21 protein-coding genes and 2 other annotated features are annotated in these 23,962 nt (G+C 53.3%); of the genes, 6 read left to right on the top strand and 15 right to left on the bottom strand.

Features of this window, described 5'->3' with window-relative positions; translation table 11 throughout:
• Positions 1 to 120 precede the first annotated feature (120 nt).
• Positions 121 to 345, bottom strand: a binding site (T-box leader).
• Positions 346 to 395: 50 nt separating this feature from the next.
• Positions 396 to 625: a binding site (T-box leader), on the bottom strand.
• Positions 626 to 814: 189 nt separating this feature from the next.
• The gene (locus KNP95_RS12985) at positions 815 to 2,182 is read left to right on the top strand and encodes an amino acid permease (protein WP_412778522.1); all 1,368 of its coding nucleotides are present in this window, start codon (positions 815 to 817) and stop codon (positions 2,180 to 2,182) included.
• A gap of 95 nt (positions 2,183 to 2,277) precedes the next feature.
• Here the strand turns inward: KNP95_RS12985 and KNP95_RS12980 are convergent, their stop codons facing one another.
• The 3 genes from KNP95_RS12980 to KNP95_RS12970 all read right to left on the bottom strand — a co-directional run bounded on the left by KNP95_RS12980 (position 2,278) and on the right by KNP95_RS12970 (position 5,257).
• The gene (locus KNP95_RS12980; protein WP_214837601.1) at positions 2,278 to 3,813 is read right to left on the bottom strand and encodes a murein hydrolase activator EnvC family protein; all 1,536 of its coding nucleotides are present in this window, start codon (positions 3,811 to 3,813) and stop codon (positions 2,278 to 2,280) included.
• Between the two features lie 459 nt (positions 3,814 to 4,272).
• A complete protein-coding gene (locus tag KNP95_RS12975) occupies positions 4,273 to 4,638 on the bottom strand; it encodes a DUF423 domain-containing protein (protein WP_021065995.1) in 366 nt (121 codons plus the stop codon).
• A 13-nt stretch (positions 4,639 to 4,651) separates the two neighbouring features.
• A complete protein-coding gene (locus KNP95_RS12970; protein WP_021065994.1) occupies positions 4,652 to 5,257 on the bottom strand; it encodes a trimeric intracellular cation channel family protein in 606 nt (201 codons plus the stop codon).
• 93 nt (positions 5,258 to 5,350) lie between these two features.
• On the opposite strand from KNP95_RS12970, the gene KNP95_RS12965 reads away from it, so the two are divergent.
• The gene (locus KNP95_RS12965) at positions 5,351 to 6,988 is read left to right on the top strand and encodes an ABC1 kinase family protein (protein ID WP_214803179.1); all 1,638 of its coding nucleotides are present in this window, start codon (positions 5,351 to 5,353) and stop codon (positions 6,986 to 6,988) included.
• On the opposite strand, the gene KNP95_RS12960 is transcribed toward KNP95_RS12965, so the two are convergent.
• Together KNP95_RS12960 and KNP95_RS12955 are read right to left on the bottom strand one after the other, a co-directional pair.
• Positions 6,927 to 8,519 (bottom strand): GNAT family N-acetyltransferase, encoded by a 1,593-nt coding sequence (locus tag KNP95_RS12960; protein ID WP_214803182.1) that lies wholly within the window; start codon positions 8,517 to 8,519, stop codon positions 6,927 to 6,929. The two genes, KNP95_RS12965 and KNP95_RS12960, sit on opposite strands and share 62 nt — an antisense overlap.
• Positions 8,512 to 9,027, bottom strand: a complete 516-nt coding sequence (locus tag KNP95_RS12955; RefSeq protein ID WP_214837599.1) for a glycerol-3-phosphate acyltransferase — start codon at positions 9,025 to 9,027, stop codon at positions 8,512 to 8,514. The genes KNP95_RS12960 and KNP95_RS12955 overlap by 8 nt, the downstream gene beginning before the upstream one ends.
• Positions 9,028 to 9,112: 85 nt before the next feature.
• On the opposite strand from KNP95_RS12955, the gene KNP95_RS12950 reads away from it, so the two are divergent.
• Positions 9,113 to 10,525, top strand: coding sequence for an NAD-dependent succinate-semialdehyde dehydrogenase (locus KNP95_RS12950; RefSeq protein ID WP_214837597.1), 1,413 nt, complete (start codon positions 9,113 to 9,115; stop codon positions 10,523 to 10,525).
• Positions 10,526 to 10,563: 38 nt separating this feature from the next.
• Here KNP95_RS12950 and KNP95_RS12945 read toward each other — a convergent pair whose 3' ends face one another.
• The 6 genes from KNP95_RS12945 to KNP95_RS12920 all read right to left on the bottom strand — a co-directional run bounded on the left by KNP95_RS12945 (position 10,564) and on the right by KNP95_RS12920 (position 14,653).
• Positions 10,564 to 11,196, bottom strand: a complete 633-nt coding sequence (locus KNP95_RS12945) for an HAD family hydrolase (protein ID WP_214837595.1) — start codon at positions 11,194 to 11,196, stop codon at positions 10,564 to 10,566.
• Between the two features lie 122 nt (positions 11,197 to 11,318).
• Positions 11,319 to 11,684 carry a rhodanese-like domain-containing protein gene (locus tag KNP95_RS12940; RefSeq protein ID WP_214837593.1) on the bottom strand — a complete coding sequence of 122 codons (366 nt, stop codon included), beginning with the start codon at positions 11,682 to 11,684 and terminating at the stop codon, positions 11,319 to 11,321.
• Between the two features lie 105 nt (positions 11,685 to 11,789).
• Complete coding sequence (locus KNP95_RS12935) at positions 11,790 to 12,062, bottom strand: DUF5327 family protein (protein WP_058764957.1); 273 nt, start codon at positions 12,060 to 12,062, stop codon at positions 11,790 to 11,792.
• Positions 12,063 to 12,131: 69 nt separating this feature from the next.
• Positions 12,132 to 13,427, bottom strand: a complete 1,296-nt coding sequence (locus KNP95_RS12930; protein WP_214837591.1) for a DUF2252 domain-containing protein — start codon at positions 13,425 to 13,427, stop codon at positions 12,132 to 12,134.
• Positions 13,428 to 13,440: 13 nt separating this feature from the next.
• The gene (gene msrA / locus KNP95_RS12925; protein ID WP_214837589.1) at positions 13,441 to 14,391 is read right to left on the bottom strand and encodes a peptide-methionine (S)-S-oxide reductase MsrA; all 951 of its coding nucleotides are present in this window, start codon (positions 14,389 to 14,391) and stop codon (positions 13,441 to 13,443) included.
• Positions 14,392 to 14,470: 79 nt separating this feature from the next.
• On the bottom strand, positions 14,471 to 14,653 hold the full coding sequence (locus KNP95_RS12920; protein ID WP_214831009.1) for a hypothetical protein: 183 nt from the start codon (positions 14,651 to 14,653) through the stop codon (positions 14,471 to 14,473).
• An 88-nt stretch (positions 14,654 to 14,741) separates the two neighbouring features.
• Between KNP95_RS12920 and KNP95_RS12915 the strand changes: the two genes are divergently transcribed.
• From KNP95_RS12915 to KNP95_RS12905, 3 genes are all read left to right on the top strand, one after another.
• Complete coding sequence (locus KNP95_RS12915) at positions 14,742 to 15,077, top strand: hypothetical protein (protein ID WP_214716401.1); 336 nt, start codon at positions 14,742 to 14,744, stop codon at positions 15,075 to 15,077.
• 90 nt (positions 15,078 to 15,167) lie between these two features.
• On the top strand, positions 15,168 to 16,238 hold the full coding sequence (locus KNP95_RS12910; protein WP_214837587.1) for a diguanylate cyclase: 1,071 nt from the start codon (positions 15,168 to 15,170) through the stop codon (positions 16,236 to 16,238).
• Between the two features lie 147 nt (positions 16,239 to 16,385).
• Entirely contained in the window at positions 16,386 to 16,910 is a 525-nt protein-coding gene (locus tag KNP95_RS12905) for a hypothetical protein (RefSeq protein ID WP_058764968.1), read from the top strand.
• Between the two features lie 248 nt (positions 16,911 to 17,158).
• Here the strand turns inward: KNP95_RS12905 and cydC are convergent, their stop codons facing one another.
• The 4 genes from cydC to KNP95_RS12885 all read right to left on the bottom strand — a co-directional run bounded on the left by cydC (position 17,159) and on the right by KNP95_RS12885 (position 23,887).
• Positions 17,159 to 18,874 (bottom strand): thiol reductant ABC exporter subunit CydC, encoded by a 1,716-nt coding sequence (gene cydC, locus KNP95_RS12900; RefSeq protein WP_214837585.1) that lies wholly within the window; start codon positions 18,872 to 18,874, stop codon positions 17,159 to 17,161.
• Complete coding sequence (cydD, locus tag KNP95_RS12895) at positions 18,871 to 20,595, bottom strand: thiol reductant ABC exporter subunit CydD (RefSeq protein ID WP_214837583.1); 1,725 nt, start codon at positions 20,593 to 20,595, stop codon at positions 18,871 to 18,873. Before cydD ends, cydC begins: the two co-directional genes overlap by 4 nt.
• Before the next feature lie 128 nt (positions 20,596 to 20,723).
• A complete protein-coding gene (locus KNP95_RS12890; RefSeq protein ID WP_021065978.1) occupies positions 20,724 to 21,410 on the bottom strand; it encodes a Crp/Fnr family transcriptional regulator in 687 nt (228 codons plus the stop codon).
• A 134-nt stretch (positions 21,411 to 21,544) separates the two neighbouring features.
• A complete protein-coding gene (locus tag KNP95_RS12885; protein ID WP_214837581.1) occupies positions 21,545 to 23,887 on the bottom strand; it encodes a glycoside hydrolase family 31 protein in 2,343 nt (780 codons plus the stop codon).
• Positions 23,888 to 23,962 lie beyond the last annotated feature (75 nt).

Genomic DNA, 23,962 nt, shown 5'->3' with positions numbered 1-23,962 from the left:
TCAACGGCCGCCCACGCAAATGCCTGGGCTGGAAGACCGCACACGAGGCCTTCACGGAGGAAGTGTTGCGCTTAATTTGACAAACCGTCGTATAAAAAAACTCCATACGACGTCTGTCGTATGGAGGACGGTATGGACCGCGGTGCCACCTCTCGTTGGATCGATTGATCCCACTTTCCGATGCTATCACATCGTATCCCGATAACGGAGGAAACCGTCATGACCTACTTGGTTCAGCCATGCTCTCATGAGCCCATTCACATGATGGCCTCGGCCGGGATCCCACCACCCCCGGCTCTCTGAACGAGACTTGTTCACGCTACTCTTCTCAATCACTGATTTATGATGTGTTGAAACGAAAAAGGGTTACCCGCCCGACTCATAGCTTGCGCTATGAGAAGGACGAGTAACCCCGTGGTGCCACCTTCGTTGGTTCCGTAGAACCCACTTCACGGACAAACATCCGCTTTCCCATGGTAACGGTGGGTGACCCGCTAAAGCCTACTAAAAGTTTCGGTTTAGAGCTCGGAAGTCCATTCGCGACGTCCCGCATACTGATTCACACCAACCATCAGCTCTCTGTCATACGGGGACCGTCGTTACTTCTCTTCGTCGACGCCTTTATTCGTTTCAATTAAGTTAACTCGTACTATACAGGTCGAGAAACCTCCTGTCAAACAAAAGCATGTAAAAAAACTTTGCTTCTATAGGTGCGGCCGAATCGATACCGTCTTTTACGATTTCGCGAGTTGACACTTGATTTTTTTGTCTGCTATAGTCGTCCCCAACAACACTTCACTCAACTAAAGGAGAATTGACTTTGGAAACTAGCAAATTAAAACGTGAACTGTCCACGCGGCAGTTGACGATGATTTCGCTCGGTAGCGCCATCGGGACGGGCCTCTTCCTCGGAAGCGGGCTCGCCATCCAAACGGCAGGACCGAGCGTGCTCGTCAGTTACGCCATCGGGGCGTTCATCGTCCTGTTACTGATGGGCTGTCTGGCTGAAATGACCGTCGCCCATCCGACTTCGGGCTCGTTCGGCACGATCGCCGAACGCTATGTCCATCCGCTCGCCGGCTTTTTGGTCCGCTACTCGTACTGGGTCGCCAACGTCCTCGCCATCGGCGTCGAAGTGAGCGCAATCGCCATCTATATGCGGTACTGGTTCCCCGACGTGAACGGATTCGTCTGGGTCGCCGTATTTGGCGGGTTGCTCATTTACGTCAACGCCCGGCACGTCCATACGTTCGGGACGACCGAATACTGGTTATCGTTCATCAAAGTGACGGCCATCATTCTGTTTATCGTCCTCGGTGCCGCCACGCTGTTCGGTCAACCCGGTTCACCAATCGAATCGATCACGACCGGCGATGAAGGTTTCTTCGCTTTCGGGTTTTACGGGATGTGGGTGACGATTTTCATCTCGCTCTTCAGTTTCCTCGGGACCGAGCTCGTCGCCGTCACGGCCGGCGAAGCGAAAGACCCGGACCGCGCCGTACCGAAAGCGTTGCGCGCGACTGTGTTCCGTCTGACGTTCTTTTATCTCATTACGATTGGGATCATGCTCATGCTCATCCCATGGCAACAGGCCGGCATCGATCAAAGCCCGTTCGTTCTCGTCATGCAACAATTCGACGTGCCTGGCGCCGCTGGAATTTTGAACTTCGTCATCTTGATCGCCGCCTTGTCGGCGATGAATGCACAGCTCTACGCTTCAACGCGAATGATGTATTCCCTCGCCGAGGCCGGTGATGCTCCGCGCATCTTTAAAAAAGTCAGCGCTAGCGGGATTCCAATGCCCGCCTTGCTCGTCTCAACAGGCGGGATCATTCTCGCGGCGTTGCTTCAAGTGTTCATGGAAACATCGTATCCATTCTTGATGGGCATCTCGATGTTCGGAGCCATCTTCACATGGTTCATGGTATTCGTCTCCCACTTGTTCTTCCGTAAGAAGTGGACAGGACGCAAATTACCGGTCCGCATGATCGGTTACCCGTTCTTGCCGTTACTCGGTGCCGGACTATTGCTCAGCCTCATGATCACAACATGGTTCACCGACTTCAATATTCTGCTCAAGTTCGGGATTCCATGGTTGGTCGGATTGACCGTCATCTATCTCGTCCGTGAGCGGTTCCGCAAAGCAAAGGATCAATCAGACGACATCGAGCAAGCCAACTGAAACAAGCGCCTGTCCGCAACGGATAGGCGCTTGTTTTTAGTTTTGCTGGGACACAAAGCGAGGACCTGTCACGATTGACGGGTCCTCGTTGAATATCAGAAGAACTGACGTGGGTTGACTGTGCTTCCCGCGCTCGTTCCTGAATATGAATAGCTTCCTTGGTGAATCTCGAAGTGAAGGTGCGGGCCTGAAGAGTTACCCGTGTTGCCGAGTCCACCGATGTTCGACCCTTGCGTCACACGTTGACCGGCGCTTACTGAGACCGAGTTCAAGTGTGCATAGACCGTCGTCCAGACTTGTCCGTTGATGACGTGGGCGATCATGACGTGATTCCCATATGCGCCACCCCAGCCTGCACGGATGACCGTTCCCGTTGCCGAGGCACGGATTGGTGTTCCGACAGGTCCAGCGATATCGACGCCGTTATGGAACGAGTAGCCGAATTGACCGCTTGCCGGTCCCCATCCTTGTGAGAAACGTCCCGTTGTCGGTTGAATGAACATTGCGCCCGATGGTGCCGGTGCCGATGTGGTCGGTGCCGTCGGAGCTGGTTTAGGCGCTGGTGCCGGCGCCGGCTTTGGTGTTGGCGCAGCCGGTTTCGGTGCCGGTGTGCTATTTTGTGTCGTCTGGTTTGAAGATGAAGACGACTGGGTATTATTGTTATTGTTCTGCTGTTTTTGAGCTGCTGCTCGTTCTGCCTCGGCTTTAGCCGCTGCCGCTCTTGCTTCTTCTGCTTGACGGGCCGCTGCTGCTGCTTGCGCCGCTTCTGCTTGGCGAGCTTCTTCAGCTTTACGGGCTGCTTCTTGACGAGCCGCCTCTTCAGCACGACGACGCGCTTCTTCTTCCTCACGACGTTGCGCTTCAATCTCAGCCGCAATCGCTTCTTCTTGCGCGATTAACGTCGCTTCGATTTCTTGAAGGTCGAAGATTTGCGATTCGAATTTGATATTCTTGTCCTCGAGCTCTTTGATGCGAGCTTCGCGCTGTTTCATCTTCTTCTCGAGTTGAGCTTGACGTACTTCTAGCGCTTTTTGTTGCTTCAAGAGCGATGTGCGTTCTTCTTTAAGTGATGCTTGCGCTTCTTGTAACGATTGACGCGTCGCTTCATAGTCTTCAAACAACTCTTGGTCGCTTCGTTGAATCGTTCCGGCCGTGATCATCCGTGTGATCAAGTCCGAGAAGTTTTTCGAACCGAAGATGAACTCAGCCCAATTGATTGAGCCGCCGCCATTCGTTTGCATCGTGGCCATACGCTCTTTCATCATTGCTTCTTGAGCCTTCATCTTCTTCTCATAGCCTTTAATGTCAGCTTCGAGGTCTTCAATTTTCAACTCAGTACGCTTGATTTCTTGGCGTTTCGCTGCGACATCATTGATGATGTCTTGAAGCTGGGCATCCATCTTGTTGACTTCAGCTTGAACTTTCGAGATTTCATTTTTATTTTGCTTAATTTTCGAAGACGTATTCGATTGGTTCTGTTTGACGTTATTCCGTTGCTCTTGCACTTTCTTCTGCTGCTCTTGTTTCTCCTTGATTGACGTCGAGGCATCAGCCACCGAGTGCGTCCCAAGAAGAAGCGCGCTAAGCGTGAGTGTCGAGACGGTGCGTTTCCAATTGATCAATGGGGACATCCTTTCTATTGATGGGGTTAGGGTTCACGTACTATTTAAAGGTCAGTCGTTTTGCTATGTAACAAAAACGATTAATTTTTTAGTTTCAACACGACTAATTATATCGAAGTGTCGAATGTTTTCCTGTTAAAGTTATATTTCACTTTTATTACGACGAAGGGGTGGGAAACCTTATACGGCTCCCCACCCCTTTATATTTCAACATTTTTTCACTTTTCTTTTCTCGAAACATAGTTGTAATAATAGATGAAAATAGGAAATTATTGACCTTATATTAAAAAAGTATAATCCAGGTATTTTTCTAAGTCTAACCATTTCCAAAAAACGTAAAAAGGGCCTGTTTAGTCTCTCGCTCCAGGCGAAAAAGGCTAAACGGGCCAATTGTTCGTTGGTGTGGAGACAAGGGGTCTCACACTCCGAATGATACAGGAGGACTGTTAATCAGGCGTTAACGTTTGATTACAGTTTGAGCGCGCCAATGATGACGAACACCCAGGCCGCGATAAACAAGACGCCGCCAATCGGTGTGACCGCTCCGAGCTTCGTGATTCCGGTCAGCGCCATCACGTAAAGGCTCCCCGAGAAGAAGATGATTCCGGCGAACATGAGCCAGCCTGCCGTGCTGAACTGGCTGATGCTCACTTTCATCAAGACGCTCGCCAAGGCGATAATCCCGATGGCATGAATCATATGGTAGAGCACGCCTGTCTGCCAGTTCGCGAGCATGTTCGGTGTCAGACGTTCTTTCAAGGCGTGGGCCCCGAACGCACCGAACGCGACGCCGAGTGCCATCAAGGCAGCGCCGATGATCAGCAATACTTTCATACTAATTTCCCCCTTATCGCACTTTGCGTGCAGGTAAATTCCACTTTCGATAGTAGGATATCACTCGAAGCGTCGCCACGACAATTAATAGCGCATACACCGCAAGCCCACCTTCGAGCCGGAAATAATACGTGACGACCGCGATGATGATGGCCCAAATCGCATATACTTCCGATTGTAAGACGAGCGGCTTACGGCCGGCCAACAAATCACGGACAACACCCCCGCCGACACCTGTCAAGACGGCAGCCGCAATCGCTGCCGATAATGGTAAATCGAGCTTGATGGCGACTTGTGCGCCTTGAAACGAAAAGGCGACAAGCCCAATCGCATCGACGATGACACCCCAGCGTTCCCAATGGGGCAAAACGACGCTCGGCAGCAGGAAGATGAGCAATGCGACAAGAAAACAAAGGATGAAGAGATCATTTTGTTGCCAAATCAAGCTGACGGGGTTGCCGAGCAAGACGTTTCGGATCGCTCCGCCGCCGAAGGCTGTCGTAAAGGCGAGCAACCATACCCCAAAAATATCATATTTCTCGTCCATCGCGATGATGGCGCCGCTCGCCGCGAACGCGATCGTCCCGACGACGTTGAGTAATTCCCACTCCATAAACATCCCTTGCCCTTTCTTGAAAGCATTCTGTGGTAAAGTTAAGATACAAAAAATCAGACCAGTCGAGCGACTGCTTGTAAAGGATGTCGGTACTTTATGAAACGAATCGCCTTGTTCCGCATATGGATTATCGTCACAATGTTCGCCCGATTCATCATTAAAATTTACGCCTTCTCACGCAAACAGCAGCAAGGTCTCGCGTCGACCGAAGAATACGAGACACTCATGTTGAATCTCGCCCGCGAGTATAAGCGAAACGCGCTCCGACTCGAGGGGCTGCTAATCAAGCTTGGCCAATTCTTATCGATTCGAGCCGACTTGTTGCCCCCATCCGTTTTAAATGAATTGTCGGAGCTCGTCGACCGTGTCCCGACTTCAGGCTGGGACAAATCCCGCGCCATCTTGGAAGCAGAATGGGGCGTCCCTTACACACAGGTCGTGAAAGACGTCGGCATCGATGCCGTCGCCTCCGCTTCGATTGGGGAGGTATACGGCGCGACCCTGCTTGAGACAGGGAAGCGTGTCGCTCTGAAAATCCAGCGTCCGAACATCGAAAAAATCATTCGAACCGACTTTAAAGCGATGCGAATCGTCACGACGATGCTCAAGCGGACCTCGCTGGCAAAATCGACCGACTTAGATAGCTTATATCGCCAAATGATTTTTGTCATCGGGGATGAATTAAATTTCCAAACCGAATTAAAAAATGCCCTTTATTTCAAAGCGAAGTACGCCGAAAATCCGGACGTCTACATACCGGACTATTATGATCATCTCTGTTCGAACCGGGTGTTGACGATGGATTGGGTCGATGCGCGTCGCATCACCGACCTCGCCTTCTTGAAAGAGAATAACATCGATCGCTCCGCCCTGGCCGAACGCTTATTCACGATGGCGGCCGAGCAACTGTTGTTCGGCGGGAAATTCCACGCCGACCCACACCCGGGTAACGTGCAGATCCGAGCCGATGGCACGATCATCCTGCTCGACTTCGGAATGGTCGGCTCGACGACACCACAAGATATGGCGACCATCCGTAAAATCCTGCAGGCGTTCATCTCGCTCGACTATGACGGGGTCGTCGACGGCCTCGAAGACTTGCGCTTCTTGTTGCCGACGGCGAACAAGCACAATATCCGCCAGGCACTCGAGAAAGCGGTCACGTTCTATTTAGAGACCGATATCGACACGGTCGACACGAAATTGATTGAAAAAGTGTTGCAAGACATCCAGTTGCTCGTCAAGAACGAGCCGATTCAATTGCCAGCCGAGTTCGCGTTCTTCGGTCGAGCCGCCTCGACCTTGCTCGGGATTTTACAAATCCTTGATTCGAAAATCGATTTGTTTACGCTCGGTAAACCGATTGTCATTCAATGGCTCGAGGCCGACGGCACGACAATTCAAAACCGTTACGTCATGACGGCGCTCAACTACGGCAAGAAGTTGCTGAACGTCCCGCCGCTCCTCGATAACTATTTGAAAGAGCCGACCCGGAAGCGCCTGTCCGAACAAGCGATGTTCCAACGTGAGCTCGAGTCGAAAGAACTGCTCCATCGTCAAACGTTCAACGCTGGCTTGATTATCCTCGGCCTTGTCGTCGGGCTATTCGGCTATCTCCGACCGGATGAGTGGCTGTTCTGGTCAGGTGGCGTCGTCTCGGTCATCGCTTATTTCAACTCAAGACGCCTCGGTCGAAAGATTCGTCATTTGGCCCGCCAAGATTTCCGCGTCTGAACCCGTCACTCCCTGGAGTGGCGGTTTTTTTCTGGAGCCACGTCCCGATATAGGCGGCGACTTGCTGCAAATCCCGGTCGGTCGTCCATCCCATCGTCGCGACTTGGAGACAGTTCGCGTGCCGCAAATAAACGCTCTCGTACTGCACTTGATAGCCATGGAACGCCAATTGATGCCCTAGTTCAATCGAGGACAGTGTGTCTGGCAACGTGAGCGAAAAAATGCCCGGCGCTTGGTCGTCCCCGAGTTCAACCGATACACCGCGGCGCACCAGTTCATGTACGAACGCATCAAGTTTGGATTGATGGGTCGCAATCTCCGCGTCCGTCAGTTCGCGCAAGGCGACGTCCATCGCTTGAATGAGCGGGACCGATTGCGTGAAGGCGATTGGGTCATAGCCTGCCAAGTCCAAATAACGCGGAATCGACGGGTTCGGGACAGCTCGTTCTCGCATGGCGACAAACGCCAATCCAGGGGCATTTCGGAGCGCTTTGCCCGAGACGAACGTCACCAGATGCGCGAACGAATAGTCGGTCAGTTTCGTCCCGACCACACTGATGGCATCAATCGCAATCTTCGTCGGATGTGTTTGTGCATACTGACGCAACTGGTCCAAATCGACCAGCTTCCCCGTCGACGTCTCACAATGGACCGTCCAAATCCAATCTGGTGCATGTTGTCCGATTCGCTTTAAGTCGAGACGACGCCCAGCCGAAAGCGGGACGACATCAAATTCAAGACCAGCCCGATTGGCATGGTCAATCAGCCGCCGTCCGAACTCCCCTGTGTCGATGATCACGCCACGTCCGCTTAACTGGGCGGCGACGGCATCGTTCGCAATCGTCCCGCTCCCGAGCAATGTGTAAACATGGGGCAACTTGACGAGATGGCTCAGCCTCGACTGGACCGAATGGAGCAAACGGCTAGCCTCGGCCGACCGATGTGATATCGGCTGAGCGGCAAGCGCAGCGCGCACTTGATTCGACAGTTCGACGGGCCCGGCGAGGAGTAGCTTTGGCCGCAACGTTCGCGCGGTCTCTGACTGCATGAACCCATAGCGCGTCAACTGCATCGGCACGTATAACGCCTCCGACGTCCCGACCGGTTCTGCGAACGGGATAAACCCAAACCGTCGATATAGCTTCTGTTCGCGTACGGTTCCGCTGATGACAATCCCTTCCACACCCCGGTCTGTCGCTTCCATGAGCATCGCTCGCATAAGTCCGGCAAACGTCCTCGTGTTCCGATAGGCGGGCGTCACGGCCAATAGCCGGACTTCAATCCACTCTCCCGGTGGCAGCGTCACACCTTTTTGTTCAAGTGAAAACGGGTGCTCGTCCCGGATGGCACACATGGCAACGAGCTGCCCGTCCGCCAACCCAATCCAATATGTATTCGTGTCATGAAAGCGGTCGACGAGAAATCGGTCCGCGTTTGGATGGTGCTGCGGGATTTCCTCGACGAACGTCTCATAGTTCAGTCGGTGAATCGCCGAAGCATCCTCCGGCGTCGCTCTTCGAAATTCAATCACGTTGTTTCCCCCTTATGTGGTGATACACGATGAGTAGCATCGTCAAACTGGCCAATCCGACATCTGTTGCGTCCCCCCAGGCCGCGAGCGGCAGGAGCACGAGCATGACGAGCCCCGTCTCGCGCGAGTTACGCGTCACTTTGATGAGAAGCAACAACAGCAGAAGTCCCACGATAAACCATAGCGGGCTGTACGCTAATATAATTCCAGAAAATACGGCGTACCCCTTCCCCCCGGAACGAATATGCCAAATCGGATAAATGTGGCCGAGCGTCAAGGCGAGTCCGGTCTCAAAAAAGTACGGACCGCTGATTGACAACACGAGTACCGTCTTCAAGACGTCGAATCCGTAAACGAACAAAAAGGCTCGCTTCCCGCCAATCCGTAACGCATTGCGGGCACCGTTGTTCCCCGATCCGGTCGTAGCCAGATGTTGACCACTCCACATGCCGTACAAGCGCCCGCCCAGGATACTGCCGACGACATAACCTACGATGATGATCCACATGGCGACCCTCCTCTTTGTAAAATTGTGTATGATTTTTGAAAACGGGTACTTTTACAATGTGACCTAGACGAAAGGGGAAATCAAGATGCGAGTGGAGAACAATTTCATCAATGGAGAATGGATTGATACATCGGACACGATCGAGGTGCGCAACCCCGCCACCGGAAACATCATGGCCACGGTGACAAAGAGTGACACCGCCGAGGCGAAACAGGCTGTCGATGCCGCGCACGATGCCTTGAAGGACTGGCAAGAGAAGACCGCCGAAGAACGCGGCGCTCTCCTGCTCGAATGGAACCGCCTGATTGATGAACATACGGAAGCCATCGCTCGGACGATGGTCGAAGAACAAGGCAAGCCGTTACAAGAAGCCATCGGCGAAGTCCGCTATGCGAATGGCTTCATCGAGTGGTACGCCGCCGAAGGAAGACGCGTGTACGGCGAGACCATCCCGGCCTCGTCGAACAAGAAGCGAATCTTCGCCATCAAGCAACCGGTCGGCGTCGTCGCCGCCATCACGCCATGGAATTTTCCGGCGGCGATGATCACCCGGAAGCTCGCACCGGCTCTGGCTGCAGGCTGCACCGTCGTCCTGAAACCGGCCTCCGCGACGCCGCTGACGGCCATTGAACTCGTCAAACTGGCCGAGAAAGCCGGTTTCCCCCCCGGTGTCATCAATCTCGTCACCGGGAAAGCCTCTGACATCGTGAACATGTGGCAACACGATCCCCGTGTCCGCAAATTGACGTTCACCGGTTCGACCGAGGTCGGCAAGACGCTCATGCGCGGTGCCGCCGATACGATGAAGAAAATCTCGCTCGAGCTCGGTGGTCACGCCCCGCTCATCGTCACAGCGCAGGCAGACCTCGACAAGGCCGTGCCTCAAGCCGTCGCGACGAAATTCCGTAACGGCGGACAGACGTGCGTCTGTGCCAACCGAATTTATGTCGAGCAATCCATCGTCGATGCGTTCTCTGAAAAATTCATTGAGGCCGTCGCGGCGCTCGAAGTCGGGAACGGACTCGACGAAGGGACGGATATCGGCCCGCTCATCGACGAGGCCGCGGTCGAGAAAGTGATGAAGCACTTGGAAGACGCCCAAATCCGGGGCGGGGAAATTACGGGTGGCGAACAGCTCGACGGATTGTTCGTCCGGCCGGCCGTCGTCCGCTATGCGAATGAGGATATGCTGTGCATGAACGAGGAGACATTCGGTCCCGTCGCACCGATTGCGTCGTTCGATACGCTCGAGGAAGTAATTGAGCGGGCGAATGCGACCCCGTTCGGTCTCGCCGCTTATGTGTTCACGCAAGACATCAACGAGGCCCTCTATTTGGCCGAAGCGCTCGAATACGGCATCGTCGGCGTCAATGACGGTCTCCCGTCGACGCCGCAAGCACCGTTCGGCGGGTGGAAGCAGAGCGGTCTCGGCCGTGAAGGCGGTCACCATGGCATCGAAGAATTTTTGGAAATCAAATATATCTCGCTTGGACTTTAAAAAAATTCCGGTTGAACATCGCGTTCAACCGGAATTTTTTATGATTCGATATACGTAATCAAGTCGTTCGGCGTCACAATCACATGATCCGCGAGCGCCCATTCGTCCTCGTTTCCAAACCCAAATCCAGTCAAGACGACCGGGAAGTCATGGGCCCGAGCCGCTTCGACATCCGATTTCCGGTCCCCGACCATCACATAGTCGTTCTCGCCGTGACGGAGGCGATGCGCCGTCAAAATGTCGGCTTTTTTCTCACCACTTACGGATTCGAGGCATTCTGGCGCCGTCATGAACTGGCGAATGTTTTGCGAGTCGAGAATCAGGTTCAAATAATGGACACCGCAGTTGCTCGCGGTCGTCAACGTGTGCCCTTTTTTATGAAGCGCCTCGAGCATCTCATAGATGCCGTCGAACAAGACGAGCTGTCCTTCCATCGCCCGCTCGAGCGTCTCATGCCGCAACTTGCGGATTTGGCGAATCTCTTCAATCGTCGCTTCCGGGATGACATGTTCCCAAAATGCGTTGCCGGCCAACCCGTAACCGGAACGGACCGCATCCTCACTCGGTTTCGGTAAATGTGGAAGTTGCTCCAACGCCTCGTGAATCGCTTGCGTCATCGGTCCGGTCGTGTCGACGAGCGTCCCATCGATATCAAATAAAATGACTGCCATTGTCTGGTCCCCTCTCTCTTTCCTATGTTCCTACCGTAGCAGAATCCCCTGAAAACCGAAAGCGGAAACGTTTCATAAAAATAGCTCTAGCTGAACATATTGTTCGGCTAGAGCTGTTCTCATTATCCACGCCAGAAATTCATACCGCCTTTGACCGAGTAGACGTCCGTATAGCCAGCGCTCTTCAACATGGCAGCGGCCCGCTGGCTTCGCATCCCACTTTGACAGATGACGTAGACCGGACGTGCTTTATCTTTTGGATACTGGGCACTCGCATTGCCGAATCCAGACAAAGGGACGTTCTTCGCTTGCTTGATATGCCCGCCCTTGTATTCATGCGGTTCCCGGACGTCGAGCAATTGAATGTTCCGCTCTTCGGCAATCTTTCGTTTCAACTCATCCGTCGAGACTGTTTTCGTGCCGTTCCGCTTCGTCCACCAAAAATAAATCAATCCGATCACTACTGCAACAAACAAGAAGTCAAGCATAGTCACGCCTCCGTTAGGTATATTTTAGTTAACCTCATTATACCCCCTATGGTATATAAGTCAACGCGAACGCCTCACAAAAAAAGCTGTGCCACGGGGCACAGCTTAAAAGTCGAGCAATGAATCAGTTTTCGGTTTATCCTCTTCTTCAAGCGGAATTCCAAGGAACGCCGCCATCTGACGATCGAGCGGCGGCTTCGACTCGACCGGTTGGGCCACAGGAACCACTGCTTGTTGCGTCGGAGCCGAATCGGCGAGCAGTAGCTCGCAATACCCCATCAGCTTGGCCAAATGGCGCTTCTGGGCCTCTCCGCTCGACTGTTCGATTTGTGTCATCACTTGCTTCATCTGCAGGATGACCTGTTGTTCCGTAATCATCTATCGCACACATCCTTTACCGTTCCATTCTGAGGCAAACGAGGGGCTGGCCGCAAGTCCGATGCTCGTTCAGACGTGAGTCTCCGAGCGCGTCGTGAGCCATGTCTGGAACGCTTCAAAATCAAACCGGACTTGATTGGCGTAAAATTGGGACCACCTTGTGATTTGACGGATAAACAGTGGGCGCGACACACCGATGGCCGCCGCGATGCGTTCACTCGCCTCATAATCGAGCACGTTCGCATCCGCATCCGCCCGGGCATGAATCTTGGCGGTGATTTCCGCCTGCACTTTCAACGTCTCGATGAGCGATTCCTCATTCTTGATGTGCTTCGCTTTCACTTTTCGCTTATACGGTGACCGTTGACGGACGTAGTATTCATTCCCATCAATCGTCAAGTAGCCGAGATACGGGTCACGACTGTGCACCATGGCACGCTGAGCCGCGATGACACGGGCCCCTTGATGGGACAGCCCGTCCTCAAACAATGGATGCGTCGGCAAGAAGAGAGACGGGACGGCCGATTGGGCTTGTTTCATTTCCAGGATGATATCCTCGTCATGCTCCTCGTCCGCGCCTTCAATCAAAATATAATAGCGTTCGAGTCCAATCGAAGCGGTGCCACTCTCACGTTTAATGGCGATATCTTTAATCTTGTAATGGTCGGCGTGATGGCGATGTTTCTCCGATAACGACGACAAATAGTCCGGCCATGCCTGCTTGATTTGCTTCGCCGTCTTCGGACTGAGCGGAACGAGGTCGTCACTCGTCGCAAAGTAACGCTCCTCATCCCGCACTTCCGTCCGCTCGGCCATGAACGCGTCTTTCTTCTTCTCGGCCTTTTTAATCACTTTCTTGATCGCTTTGCACGTGTTCGCTTTCGTGAACTGGACATCTTCGTCTTTCCCGTTCGCGTAACGCTCAATCGCACGTGCATACGTGTCAGCATATGTCTCGATGGCACGAGTCGCATCAAAACCTGACTCGGCGGCAAACAAGTCGACTGAGATAGCCATGCGCAGGACGTCAAACAAATAAGAGCCGAGATACGCCTCATCAAAATCGTTCACATCGTAAATGATCGTCCCGGCGCCATCCTCGAACACACCGAAATTCTCAAAATGGAGATCTCCTTGAATGAACGTCGGATGGGACGCATCCGTATCGAACGCGAGCGGGACTTTCGCAAAGTCGTAATAGAACAAGTGCGAACTCCCCCGGAAAAACGAGAACGGCGTCGCGCTCATCTTGTTATACTTCTCGTCTCTGGCGGCTTCCGATAGATTCCGAATCGATTTGTCGTAATAGTCCAATACGGTCGCGAGCGTCTCACGACGGATCTGTTGTTTGACGGATGTGAACATGGCCTTCTCTCCTTCACGCATCGAATAAGTGCTTGTACTCTCCATACCCTGCAGACTCGAGTTCTTCTTTTGGAATGAAACGGAGCGCTGCCGAGTTGATGCAGTAGCGCAAGCCACCGAGCTCTTTCGGACCGTCATCGAACAAGTGGCCGAGGTGGCTGTCGGCTCCCTTCGAACGGACCTCCGTCCGGACCATATGGTGCGTCGTGTCCATGTTCATGTCGATGCGCTTCTCTTCGATTGGACGCGCGAAGCTCGGCCAACCGCAATTCGATTGGAATTTATCGCGTGACGTGAAGAGCGGTGTCCCATCGATGACATCGACGTACAGCCCTTCCCGCTCCTCATCCCAATATTCGTTTTGGAACGGGGGCTCGGTGCCGTTCTCTTGCGTGACTTTATATTGCATCGGCGTCAGACGGTCTTTCAATTCTTTTTGAATCTTCTTGTCACTCCACGCCTCTTTCACAAACTTGGCCCGGCCAGAACCGACCCGGTACATCTCATAGCGGAACGGATTTTTCTTGTAATAGTCCTGATGGTAGTCTTCTGCTTCCCAGAACGTCTTCGCGGGGCGAATCTCCACTTCAATCGATCGGTCGAATCGACCCGAATCTTCGATTTCTTGTTTGGAGCGTTCAGCCGCCGCACGCTGTTCTTCTGAATGATAGAAGATCGCCGGTCGATACGATTCACCCCGGTCGTTGAACTGTCCGCCGCCATCGGTCGGGTCGATTTGACGCCAATAGATGCGTAACAGTTCCTCGTACGAGATGACTTCCGGATCGAACGTGACCTCGATCGCCTCTAGGTGACCTGTCGTCTCTGAACAGACCTGTTGGTAGGTCGGATTTTCGACATGTCCGCCCGTATAGCCGGAAATGACGCGCTCGACCCCCTCGTATTTATGAAACGGTTTGACCATGCACCAAAAACAGCCTCCCGCAAATGTAGCTTTTGTCATAATAAATCCCTCCTTACTATGTAGTGTACCCAAAAAATCTCACAGACAACAAAAAACGAGAACCCCGAACGTGTTCTCGTTAGTCTTCTTCGACCCGATTCATATGACGCATCACTAAAAATAAGATGACGCCGACGATGACCGCTCCGAGAGCAGTCAATGCCAGATTGCCTCGAGCCGATAATGTATAAAAGATGGCTAACCCGATCAAGATGAGCGCGATCGGAATGAAGGCTCGTTTGAAATGATCCCAATACCGCACGGACAGTCCCCCTTTTTCTCTATCATACCAAACTTATTTGCTAAGATAGAGTGGAAGATGATGTTCCATTTCGAAGGAGGCACCTAGTATGGAAGTTGAACGATTATGGGCCAATCGCCCGACACTGATGTGGGAAGACCGAATGAACGAGGGAGATGACGTGTATACCGTCGAGATCATCTTTGCCGTCGATGCCGCGCTTCGGCGGTACGTGACCGCCTTGACACAGGCAGACGGCACGGAAGCAAACGTGTTAGCGGCCGTCCGCGACGTCGTATTGCGTTTAAACGAAATTGACGAAGAACACGACCATTTCATCGAGACGGTCGAGCGTGAGGAATTGTACGACTTCATTCAAGCCGGTGCCATTTTAGCCGGTTATGAGACGACAGAAGACGTGACGGAAGAATGGCGGGAATGGTGAACACATTATCCCCATCCATCAAGCGTCAACCTGGTTGTAATGTGCTAAACTGAAACTAATTATTTCCATTTCACGTTAGGGGATGCGTTCATGCTCACGATCATCAACTCATTTTTTCTAAATCTGTGTATCCTATTCACGCTATTCACGATTTCGTTTCTCCCTTTCCGAAACCGTCCACGGCTCACACCGAAATCACCTTTAAAAAGCAGAATTCTGCTCGGCGTTCAAACCGGGTTCGTCGCCTTGATTTTACTAGCGAACGCACTGCCACTTGAAGGGATGCTAATTGATTTGCGCTCCATCCCAATCTCACTTGCCGTCCTGTTCGGTGGATGGGTCAGCGGAACGGTTGCCGCCGTTATCTTTTTGACTGCTCGTTTTTTGATGGTCACCGATGGGGCGTACATCGGCTTTTATTTAGCGGTCTTGACGATGATCGGGCTCGTTCTTCCCATCAGTCTCTTGCGCCTCAAACTCGATAATACCCGCAATACGCTACTTATTTTCACGACAATCAGTATCGCTGTTTTCGGTGCCGCCATCTATTACGCGTTACCGCTTCAATTGTTCTATCCCGTCATTCTTGCCTACGTCGTGATGGCATACGGCGGTGCCTGTGCTTCTTACCGGTTGCTCCAAGAGTTGCGACGTCACTTTGAGAACGTCCAGCACCAGCAACAACTTGCTCGGACGGACGCGCTGACCGGCATCGCCAACCGACGTCTATTGAATGAAGCCATGGCCAACCTGAACGTCGAGGCGAAAGAGTACGCGTTGATCCTTGTCGACATCGACCATTTCAAGCGCGTGAACGACACGTACGGTCATGACGTCGGGGACGACGTATTACGTGAGCTCGGCATGTTACTCGTCGCCGAGAGCGACGAACGGCATCTCGTCGGTCGTTTCGGCGGAGAAGAATTTTTAATCATCATGCCGAACGCCAATCGAGAGGACGTGACTCGCCTCGCCGAATCTATACGAGAAAAAGTCTCGACATTCCCGTTCGAGACGAGCGCCGGGACGTTACATATCACGGTCTCGCTCGGCGCCTGCCATTCAAACGACATCGAAGTCGACAGCGTGTTGAAGCATGCCGACGAAGCGTTATACCACGCTAAAGAATCTGGTCGCAATCGCTTCATCTTGGCGTCGTAATCGGCGAATCGTTCGCAAAAGATTGCGGTTTTACGCAGTTTTCCCGCTTTACTTTCAACTAGTGAATCGGTACACTAGGCTAGACTTTGATTCGATGATTCTTACAGTTGATCATAGATTTGGACAGAAAAAGGGGAAACACATTTCATGACAGTATTGTTATCACTATTCGGTTTGATGTTTGTGGGATCGTTCATCCTCGACTATCAACGTGGCAAGACGTTCCGCCAGTCGCTCTTCGGGGGAGTCGACACGATGAAACGGAACTTATTGATTTTTTTACGCACGTCACTCTCGATGATGATTTTCATCGGCCCGCTCTTGCTTATCTCCATGTTTGCCTTCTCAGAGCTCGTCTCGTTCGAAACGGTCGCTGCGTTCATGATTTCCGTGCTCAGCATCGGTTTTGCGGAACGCATCATCGGGATGATCGTCGCACCGCTCGTACGGACGTTCTGGCATCAGCGCGGCAAATTGATGCCGCTCTATCTAGACGCTGGCCTCTACATCTTCTTGCTGTCGATTCTCATCCTCGAGTTCTTGATGAACATTCCAGGTGTTGAACTCGGCGCATCAGCCATCGCTGTATTTTATGCGTTCGCGCTCTTCTATATCCGCTATTTGTTCAGCTTAATTCGCTTCACGTTCCGCAAGGGCGTACCATCAAGCTGACGATCGACCGCAACCCGAACCGGTTGCGGTTTTTTTTATATCATTTTCTAATTGACAATGAGAATCGTTATCATCTATACTCAAGATGTAGCTCCCAAAAGCTTGACGTAAGCGTTCCCCAAACCATTGCGTCACGTGGATTCCCCTCCACGACACTCTTTTTGAAAGTAATGCGACAACCCCCATTTGTTGCACCCAAATTTGCCATCCAAAAAACGAGCGGCTCTCCGACGGAGCCGCTCGTTTTTTCATGCGAAAATATCTTGCTCGATCTGTTTCAATCCATAGAATACACCGCGGGACCGCATCAGTTCATCATACGTTCCCGTCTCTACGACGCGACCGCCTTCCATGACGATGATGTGATCGAAGCGCTCGAGCCCGGTCAAGCGATGGCTGACCATGACGAGTGTCGATGACTCGGCACGGCGGAAGACTTCGGCGAACACGTCCGCCTCGGTCCGCGCATCGAGGGCCGACGTCGCTTCATCGAGAATCCAGAGCACCCCGTTCTTCAAGAGCGCCCGGGCGATGGCGAGCCGTTGCCGTTCTCCGCCCGACAAGTTCGCCCCTTTCTCGAGGACAGGCTCATCGAGTGAGAAACCGAGCCGGACGCTCGCGAGCGCCGCTTCCATCTCAGCGTCGGTGAACTCTCCGGCTAACGCCAAGTTCTCGCGCACCGTCCCGAAGAAGAAGTGATTCTCTTGAAGGACGACGCTGGCTTCACGCCAGACCGATGCTTGGGTCACATCGTCCAACCGTTGCCCATTCAATCGGATCTCACCGGAATCAGGTCTGACGAAAGCGAGCAACAGTTGCAGGAGCGTCGATTTCCCTGAGCCGCTCGGCCCGACGATGACCGTCTTCGTCCCGCTTCGTAACGTCACATCCACGTCGCTCAGGACATCGCGGTACGTATCCGGATAACGATAGGTCACGCGCTCGAACGATACGTCCGGAGCGGATTCGAGTATCATGTCCGTCCGGGCGGCCTCGGCCGCGACGATTGCTTCACTCGGCTCGACGACTTCGAGCAGTCGATCGGCCGCTTGCTTGCTGTCGGCAAAGTGGCCTGGGAAGACCGCCATCGGTGTCGCGTTCTCAAACGCGGTGAGCGACATCATGATGAGCATGGCCAAAAATAGGCCGTTCAACTCGCCGTCGACGACGAGATACGCCCCGATGGCAAGAACACCCCACGAGACGAGCAGGGAGGCCGCCACGACGAGTGACGAGTTGAAGAACTGATTCGTCACATCCCGCTTCTGCGCTTCGGCGTAACGGTCACTCTGTTCGAGCAGCTCGCCGCGTGTCCGTCCAAGTTGATGATGAAGCAACAAATCGCGATATCCGTACATCATCTCTGTCATCCCACTCGACAGGTCACCCCGTAAGGCGCGAAGCTCGCGGTCGTGCTTGGCACGGATTCGGGCGAAGAACGCCGGAATCAAAAAACCGGTCACGAACACACCGAACAAAATCCAGAGGCTGACCCACATCGAGAAATACGTGACGAAAAAAATCGTACTCAAGAAGACGAGCACCAAGATAATCGGCGGATAGAATACCCGTAAAAAGTAGTTTTGCAAGCTCTCGACGTCACCGACGACGCGAGCGAGCAAATCCCCGCTCCGATACTTGGCAAAGATGCTCGGCACGAGCGGTTCGAGCTGGCGGTAAAACCGGACCCGCAACTCGCTCAAAATTGTGAATGTCGCTCGGTGCGAGGCAAGGCGCTCTTGATAACGCGCACTCGCCCGAATCACACCGAACAATTTAATCAAAACGACAGGCACCATGAGCGCATAGAGCGGCGGTACGAGACCGGCCCGTGAGACGAGGTAACCGCTCGCCGCGAACAAGGCGACGGCCGCGATGCCGGCCACGTACCCAAAGAAGATCGAGAGGATGATATCCTTCTTCTCGCGCATCATCCATTTCGTGATCGTCCAAAGTGAGTTCATCCTCTCACCCCTTTCTGTAGCGTGAACAAGTCAGCGTATTGCGGAACGCTGAGCAATTCGTCATGCGTGCCTTGGGCGAGGAGCTTCCCATCGTCCATGAACCAAATCGCGTCCGCCTGCTTGATCGTATGCAAGCGATGCGCGACCGTGACAAGCGTCGCCTCGCGCGACAACTCCTCAATCGAGCGCCGAACGATTTGCTCCGTCACTAGATCGAGCCCTGTCGTCGGTTCATCGAACAAGATGATGCCCGGTCGTTTCAAGAAGGCGCGGGCCAAGGCGAGCCGTTGCCGTTCGCCTCCAGACAATCCATAACCGCCTTCACCGAGTTCGGTATGAATGCCGTTCGGCAATTGCGCGATGACATCGTTCAATCCGGCTGCATTCGCTGCTTCAAGGATGTTTATCTCGTCGGCCGTTTCCCCGAGGGCGATATTATCGGCGACGGTACCGGCGAACAAATACGGATTTTGTGAGATGTAGCCAATCGTGTCATACCATGACGAATCGGTGTATGTCTCGAGCGGTTCTCCGTCGACGAGGACACGTCCACTGTCCGGTTTCACGAGCCCGGACAACACGTTCAAGACGGTCGTCTTGCCGGACCCGCTCGCCCCGACGAGCGCCACGTGGGCACCGGCAGGAATCACACCGCTTAATGGATGCAGCGTAAAGCGTCCACCTTCATAGGCGAACGAGACGGCGTCGAGCTCGAGGTCGGGTGTCGGGCTCGTCAACGTCCGGTCGCCCCAGGTCAAGCGTTCATCCGGTGCATCGAGCGCCTCGAAAATACGGTCGGCCGCCCCCATGCTGCCTCGTCCGGTGTGGAACGCACCGCCGAGGTCTTTGATGGCCAAATAGTATTCCGGGGCCAAGACGAGAATCAAAAAGCCGGAGAAGAACGTCAAGTTCTCCCAGACGACCATCTGGAGCGCCACTTCGAGTGCGACGACGCCCGTGCTGAGCATCGAGATGAACTCGAGCATGAGACCCGACAGGAACGCCGTCTTCAAGACGACCATCGTCGCGTCGCGGAAATCGAGACTGCTCTTTTCAATCGCTTGCGCCTCACGCTCGGTCCGACCGTATAGTTTGAGCGTCGTTAATCCTTGCAACACGTCCAAGAACTTGCCGGAGAACTGATTCATTTTCTCCATCTGCTGTTCTGACTTCTTCTGGGTCGCAATCCCGATGATGATGAAGAAAATTGGGATGAATGGAGCCGTCACCATCATGATGACGCCTGAAATCCAATGTTGGCTGAAGACGACGACGAGAATGAGTAGTGGAATAATCGACGTTTGAATGACTTGCGGCCAATATTGGCTAAAGTAGGCATCGACTTCGTCGACCGCGTCCATGAACACGCTCACCTTTTTACCGGATTGACCGGATAGTGACGTCTCAATCGGATTCGACGTATAGCGGTCGAGCAATTGCAATCGGAGTGTTCGTTTCGCCTTTTCTGACAGGCTCGCTCCAATCCTCCCCGACATATAGCCGAAACCAGCTCGTGTGACGAGCGCGAGGATGAGCCACCCGAGCGTCGGAACGATGCTTTCAAACGATGCATTTTTTAAAAAGACTTGATCGACAATGTCGACAATCAAATAGGCTTGAGCTAAAATCGACAACCCGATCATCACTGCCGCGATGATGAGTCCGACGATATGGCATTTTTCTGCTAAAGCGAGAGCTTGCAGTCGTTTCACTGCGTTCATCCTTTCTATCAATCAGGAGACTTTTTCTTTGTGAGGATTCTCACTAATTATACCTGATGCACCCTTGCAAGGCGAACGCTTCGCTTCCTCAGACATGCAAAAAACGCCACGTCCCACACGCGGCGCCATCACAGCGACTGTTCAAAATATTCAGGATGACCGATCATCAATTCCCGCGCATCAAATTGAAGCACGTCTTCTTTTCGCAACCGCGATAAGATGTTCGACACGGTCTCTCGTGACGTGCCCGACAAGCGCGAAATCTCAATCGTCGTGAACGGGCAGCGGACACGGACGCCCGTCGCTTCCGGCTCCCCGAGGTCTTCAATCAAGTAATGAATCGTGTTGAGCACCCGGTCGGTCGCACTCGGTGTGATGATGTCCTGGACACGGCGCTCGTGCAAATCGAGAATCCGGTTCATCTGTCCGACGATGTGGAGCAACATCGATGCGTTCCGCGAGACAAGCTGTTCGAAACGGTCGGTCGGCATATAGATGACCTCGATATCGGTCAACGCCTCGGCTGAATGTTGATAGTACGGTTCCGTCAACAAGCCACGATACGGGAACAATTGCTTCGGTTTCAAGTAGTCCGTATATTGATGTGTCGCCGTCTCGTTGCAACGCTCGAGCTTCACATAACCGCTAATCAAGAAATAGACCCGTTCCCGGGGATCGCCCTCTATGAACAAGAGTTGACCTTTCCGATACGTGCGGCAATAGACATGCGGCAACAGCGCCTCGAGCTCTCGTGTGGCACATTTGGCGAACACATCAAGCTGTCTCAAATCGTCCACCGTCCATTTTGGTTTCATGTCGCATCCTCCAATCCATCTTGCCTCTCTTTTAAGTATAAAGCGACCTCTTATTGAAAACGCTTACAAAATCCGACGATTTTCTGACAAAAAAAGAAGGGCATGAACCGCCCCTCTTCGTCACAATAAAGTATTCAGTCGAGCATCAATTCCATGATCGCGTCTTGCAGGTCGCGATCGAGTTCGAGCGCATGTAAATCGAACAGCCATGCTTCAAGTCGCGTCTTCGCAGCCGCTGACCGGTATAACCGGTCTTTTAAATCGTATGAGATTTCCGCACGGTCCAAGAAGCGATACAACCGATCGAGACGATGGTCGTTCGCCGTCACATCGACCGGGAGTTCCACGGTCAGCTCGTCTCTGATCGGTCCGAGCTCGAGGCGAAGCGTCTGTGTCTCCCGTTTGTATTCACCAGACCCGGTCACCCCTCGAAGGAGCAACGTGACATGGCGGTCCACCGGTAACACAGACCGGTCACCTGTCACTTGGATATGAAGGCTCCGTTCCTCCCAATCGAGCGTGAACGTCGTCTCGGCGTAGGCTCCCGTCTCATAGCCACGGTCCTTCCCATTGTCTTCATAGAGCGTGAACGTGTTCGAGGCGCCTGGGAAGATGAGCACTTCCAAATCGGCCGGGTTGTCGGTATCGTTTCGACCCGAATGGTGTGGTGCCATCGGGATAATCGCCCCGGCTTTGGCGAACACCGCCTGATCTTCGAGCTCACGGAACATGCGAACCGATTTGTCTCCGCTGTAGCGATGACCCGTGAAGAAGTCGAACCAGTCGCCTTTCGGTAGCCAGACGTTCGTCGCCGCCACGTGGAGCTGTCGATTCATCGGTTCGACGATTGGGGAGACGATGAGTTCACTGCCGAAGTAATACTCATTCGGCACCTCATATGCCGCGTCTTCGTCCGGGTGCTCGTAATACATCGGTAAGACGAGCGGCAAGGCGCCGACATGATTTCGCCAGTTCATCGTATAGATATATGGAATCAATTGATGGCGCAGACGCAGGAACGTCTTCATCGACCGTTCCGCCTCGAGACCGAAGCGCCACGGCTCCTTGCCGTTGAACGTACTGAAAGTCGAGTGCAACCGCATGATCGGGCTGAATACACCGAATGCGACCCAGCGCGCGGCGAGTTCATCATCTTTCGACCCACGATAATGGCCGCCGATGTCATGACTCCACCAACCATAGCCGATATTGGCCGCCGTCGCTGTAAAGTATGGTTGGAAGGCCAGGGACGCCCACGAAATCAACGTGTCGCCCGAAAAACCGACCGGATACCGATGGCTGCCCGGCCCGGCGTAACGGGAGAAGATGAGCGGACGGTTGCCGTCACGGGCGATGTCGGCCGCATGATAGTGATTCAACATCCAGAGCGGGTCGAGCCCCTCCATTTTCGAGGTCGAGCCTTGTTGCCAGTCAATCCACCAAAAATCGACGCCGTCGACTTCATGCGGATGGTGCATCTGCTCGAAATAAGCTTGAATGAAGCGCTTATCAGAGAAGTCGAACGGAATGCGGTCACCCTGGGACGGGTCGATGCCCATCGCCTCGGCCATCGCCGTATACTGATCTTCGAAGGCACGCACGCCGTCCGCCGGGTGCAAGTTCAACGTGACGAGCAGACTCTCTTGTTTGAGCCACGTCAAGAAGCCTTTCGGGTCCGGGAACAGGTTTTTATTCCATGAATAACCCGTCCATCCGCTCCCGTATTCTTCGGGGACATCGGTGACGTGCCAATCCATGTCGATGACGCTGACCGAGAACGGGATGTCTTCTGTCTTAAACCGACGCATGAGTTCTTTATATTCCGTCTCGTCGTAGCGCCAATAGCGGCTCCACCAGTTGCCGAGCGCTTTTCGTGGCAACAGCGGCGTCGGGCCTGTCAGTTGATAAAAGTCACGCAACGCCCGCTTATATTCATGTCCATAGCCGAAATAGTACAAGTCATGGATGTGTTTCCGTCGCGGTTCGACGAAACGATCTTCGGTCATGATGAACGAATCGGAGTCATCGATGACGGCATACCCTTGTTTTGAGGCGATGCCCTCACCGAGTTCCGTCGCCCCGTCGACATGGTCGAGCGTTCGCGCCGTCCCTTTCAACGTCCGTTCCGGTCCGTTGAACGTATAGCGGCTATAATACGTACTGAAGTTCCCTTTCAGATCGACGTAGAGCGTGTTCGGCGCGAACGGCCCTTTCGTGTAATAGAGGTGGACGTGCTCTGTGATGATTTGCAGTTCTGTCTCATCCTCGATCACGCGAAACTCCGGGACTGCGAACGCCCGGTTAAAGACAACTTGGGTCGACCGGTCTTCGAACACCCCATCCTCCGCGTATTCCATCCGAATCAGTTGGCTCGTCAGGACCGTGAAGCGATAGCAGCTCCCTTGGACGATTGCTCGACCATCTGCCTGCGGTTTCATTTGCTGCGTATAGACGTTTTCCTCTTCAAATAGACGCATAAGCTCGAGCGTTTCCGCTCTTCGTCACTTCCTTTCTACATAGTGCAAACGTTTACACTAACGATGATAACAATG

The organism is Exiguobacterium sp. s36, assembly GCF_018618345.1.
In the GTDB taxonomy this organism is placed as follows: Bacteria; Bacillota; Bacilli; order Exiguobacteriales; family Exiguobacteriaceae; genus Exiguobacterium; species Exiguobacterium chiriqhucha.
This window is presented reverse-complemented; position numbering and strand designations above follow the sequence as displayed.

What these genes read in the sequence shown, in the direction of transcription:
- KNP95_RS12980 (WP_214837601.1), bottom strand. Translation starts at nt 3,813, where the DNA reads ATGTCCCCATTGATCAATTGGAAACGCACCGTCTCGACACTCACGCTT.
- KNP95_RS12975 (WP_021065995.1), bottom strand. Translation starts at nt 4,638, where the DNA reads ATGAAAGTATTGCTGATCATCGGCGCTGCCTTGATGGCACTCGGCGTC.
- KNP95_RS12970 (WP_021065994.1), bottom strand. Translation starts at nt 5,257, where the DNA reads ATGTTTATGGAGTGGGAATTACTCAACGTCGTCGGGACGATCGCGTTC.
- KNP95_RS12965 (WP_214803179.1), top strand. Translation starts at nt 5,351, where the DNA reads ATGAAACGAATCGCCTTGTTCCGCATATGGATTATCGTCACAATGTTC.
- KNP95_RS12955 (WP_214837599.1), bottom strand. Translation starts at nt 9,027, where the DNA reads ATGTGGATCATCATCGTAGGTTATGTCGTCGGCAGTATCCTGGGCGGG.
- KNP95_RS12950 (WP_214837597.1), top strand. Translation starts at nt 9,113, where the DNA reads ATGCGAGTGGAGAACAATTTCATCAATGGAGAATGGATTGATACATCG.
- KNP95_RS12945 (WP_214837595.1), bottom strand. Translation starts at nt 11,196, where the DNA reads ATGGCAGTCATTTTATTTGATATCGATGGGACGCTCGTCGACACGACC.
- KNP95_RS12940 (WP_214837593.1), bottom strand. Translation starts at nt 11,684, where the DNA reads ATGCTTGACTTCTTGTTTGTTGCAGTAGTGATCGGATTGATTTATTTT.
- KNP95_RS12935 (WP_058764957.1), bottom strand. Translation starts at nt 12,062, where the DNA reads ATGATTACGGAACAACAGGTCATCCTGCAGATGAAGCAAGTGATGACA.
- KNP95_RS12930 (WP_214837591.1), bottom strand. Translation starts at nt 13,427, where the DNA reads ATGTTCACATCCGTCAAACAACAGATCCGTCGTGAGACGCTCGCGACC.
- msrA (WP_214837589.1), bottom strand. Translation starts at nt 14,391, where the DNA reads ATGACAAAAGCTACATTTGCGGGAGGCTGTTTTTGGTGCATGGTCAAA.
- KNP95_RS12915 (WP_214716401.1), top strand. Translation starts at nt 14,742, where the DNA reads ATGGAAGTTGAACGATTATGGGCCAATCGCCCGACACTGATGTGGGAA.
- KNP95_RS12910 (WP_214837587.1), top strand. Translation starts at nt 15,168, where the DNA reads ATGCTCACGATCATCAACTCATTTTTTCTAAATCTGTGTATCCTATTC.
- KNP95_RS12905 (WP_058764968.1), top strand. Translation starts at nt 16,386, where the DNA reads ATGACAGTATTGTTATCACTATTCGGTTTGATGTTTGTGGGATCGTTC.
- cydC (WP_214837585.1), bottom strand. Translation starts at nt 18,874, where the DNA reads ATGAACTCACTTTGGACGATCACGAAATGGATGATGCGCGAGAAGAAG.
- cydD (WP_214837583.1), bottom strand. Translation starts at nt 20,595, where the DNA reads ATGAACGCAGTGAAACGACTGCAAGCTCTCGCTTTAGCAGAAAAATGC.
- KNP95_RS12890 (WP_021065978.1), bottom strand. Translation starts at nt 21,410, where the DNA reads ATGAAACCAAAATGGACGGTGGACGATTTGAGACAGCTTGATGTGTTC.
- KNP95_RS12885 (WP_214837581.1), bottom strand. Translation starts at nt 23,887, where the DNA reads ATGCGTCTATTTGAAGAGGAAAACGTCTATACGCAGCAAATGAAACCG.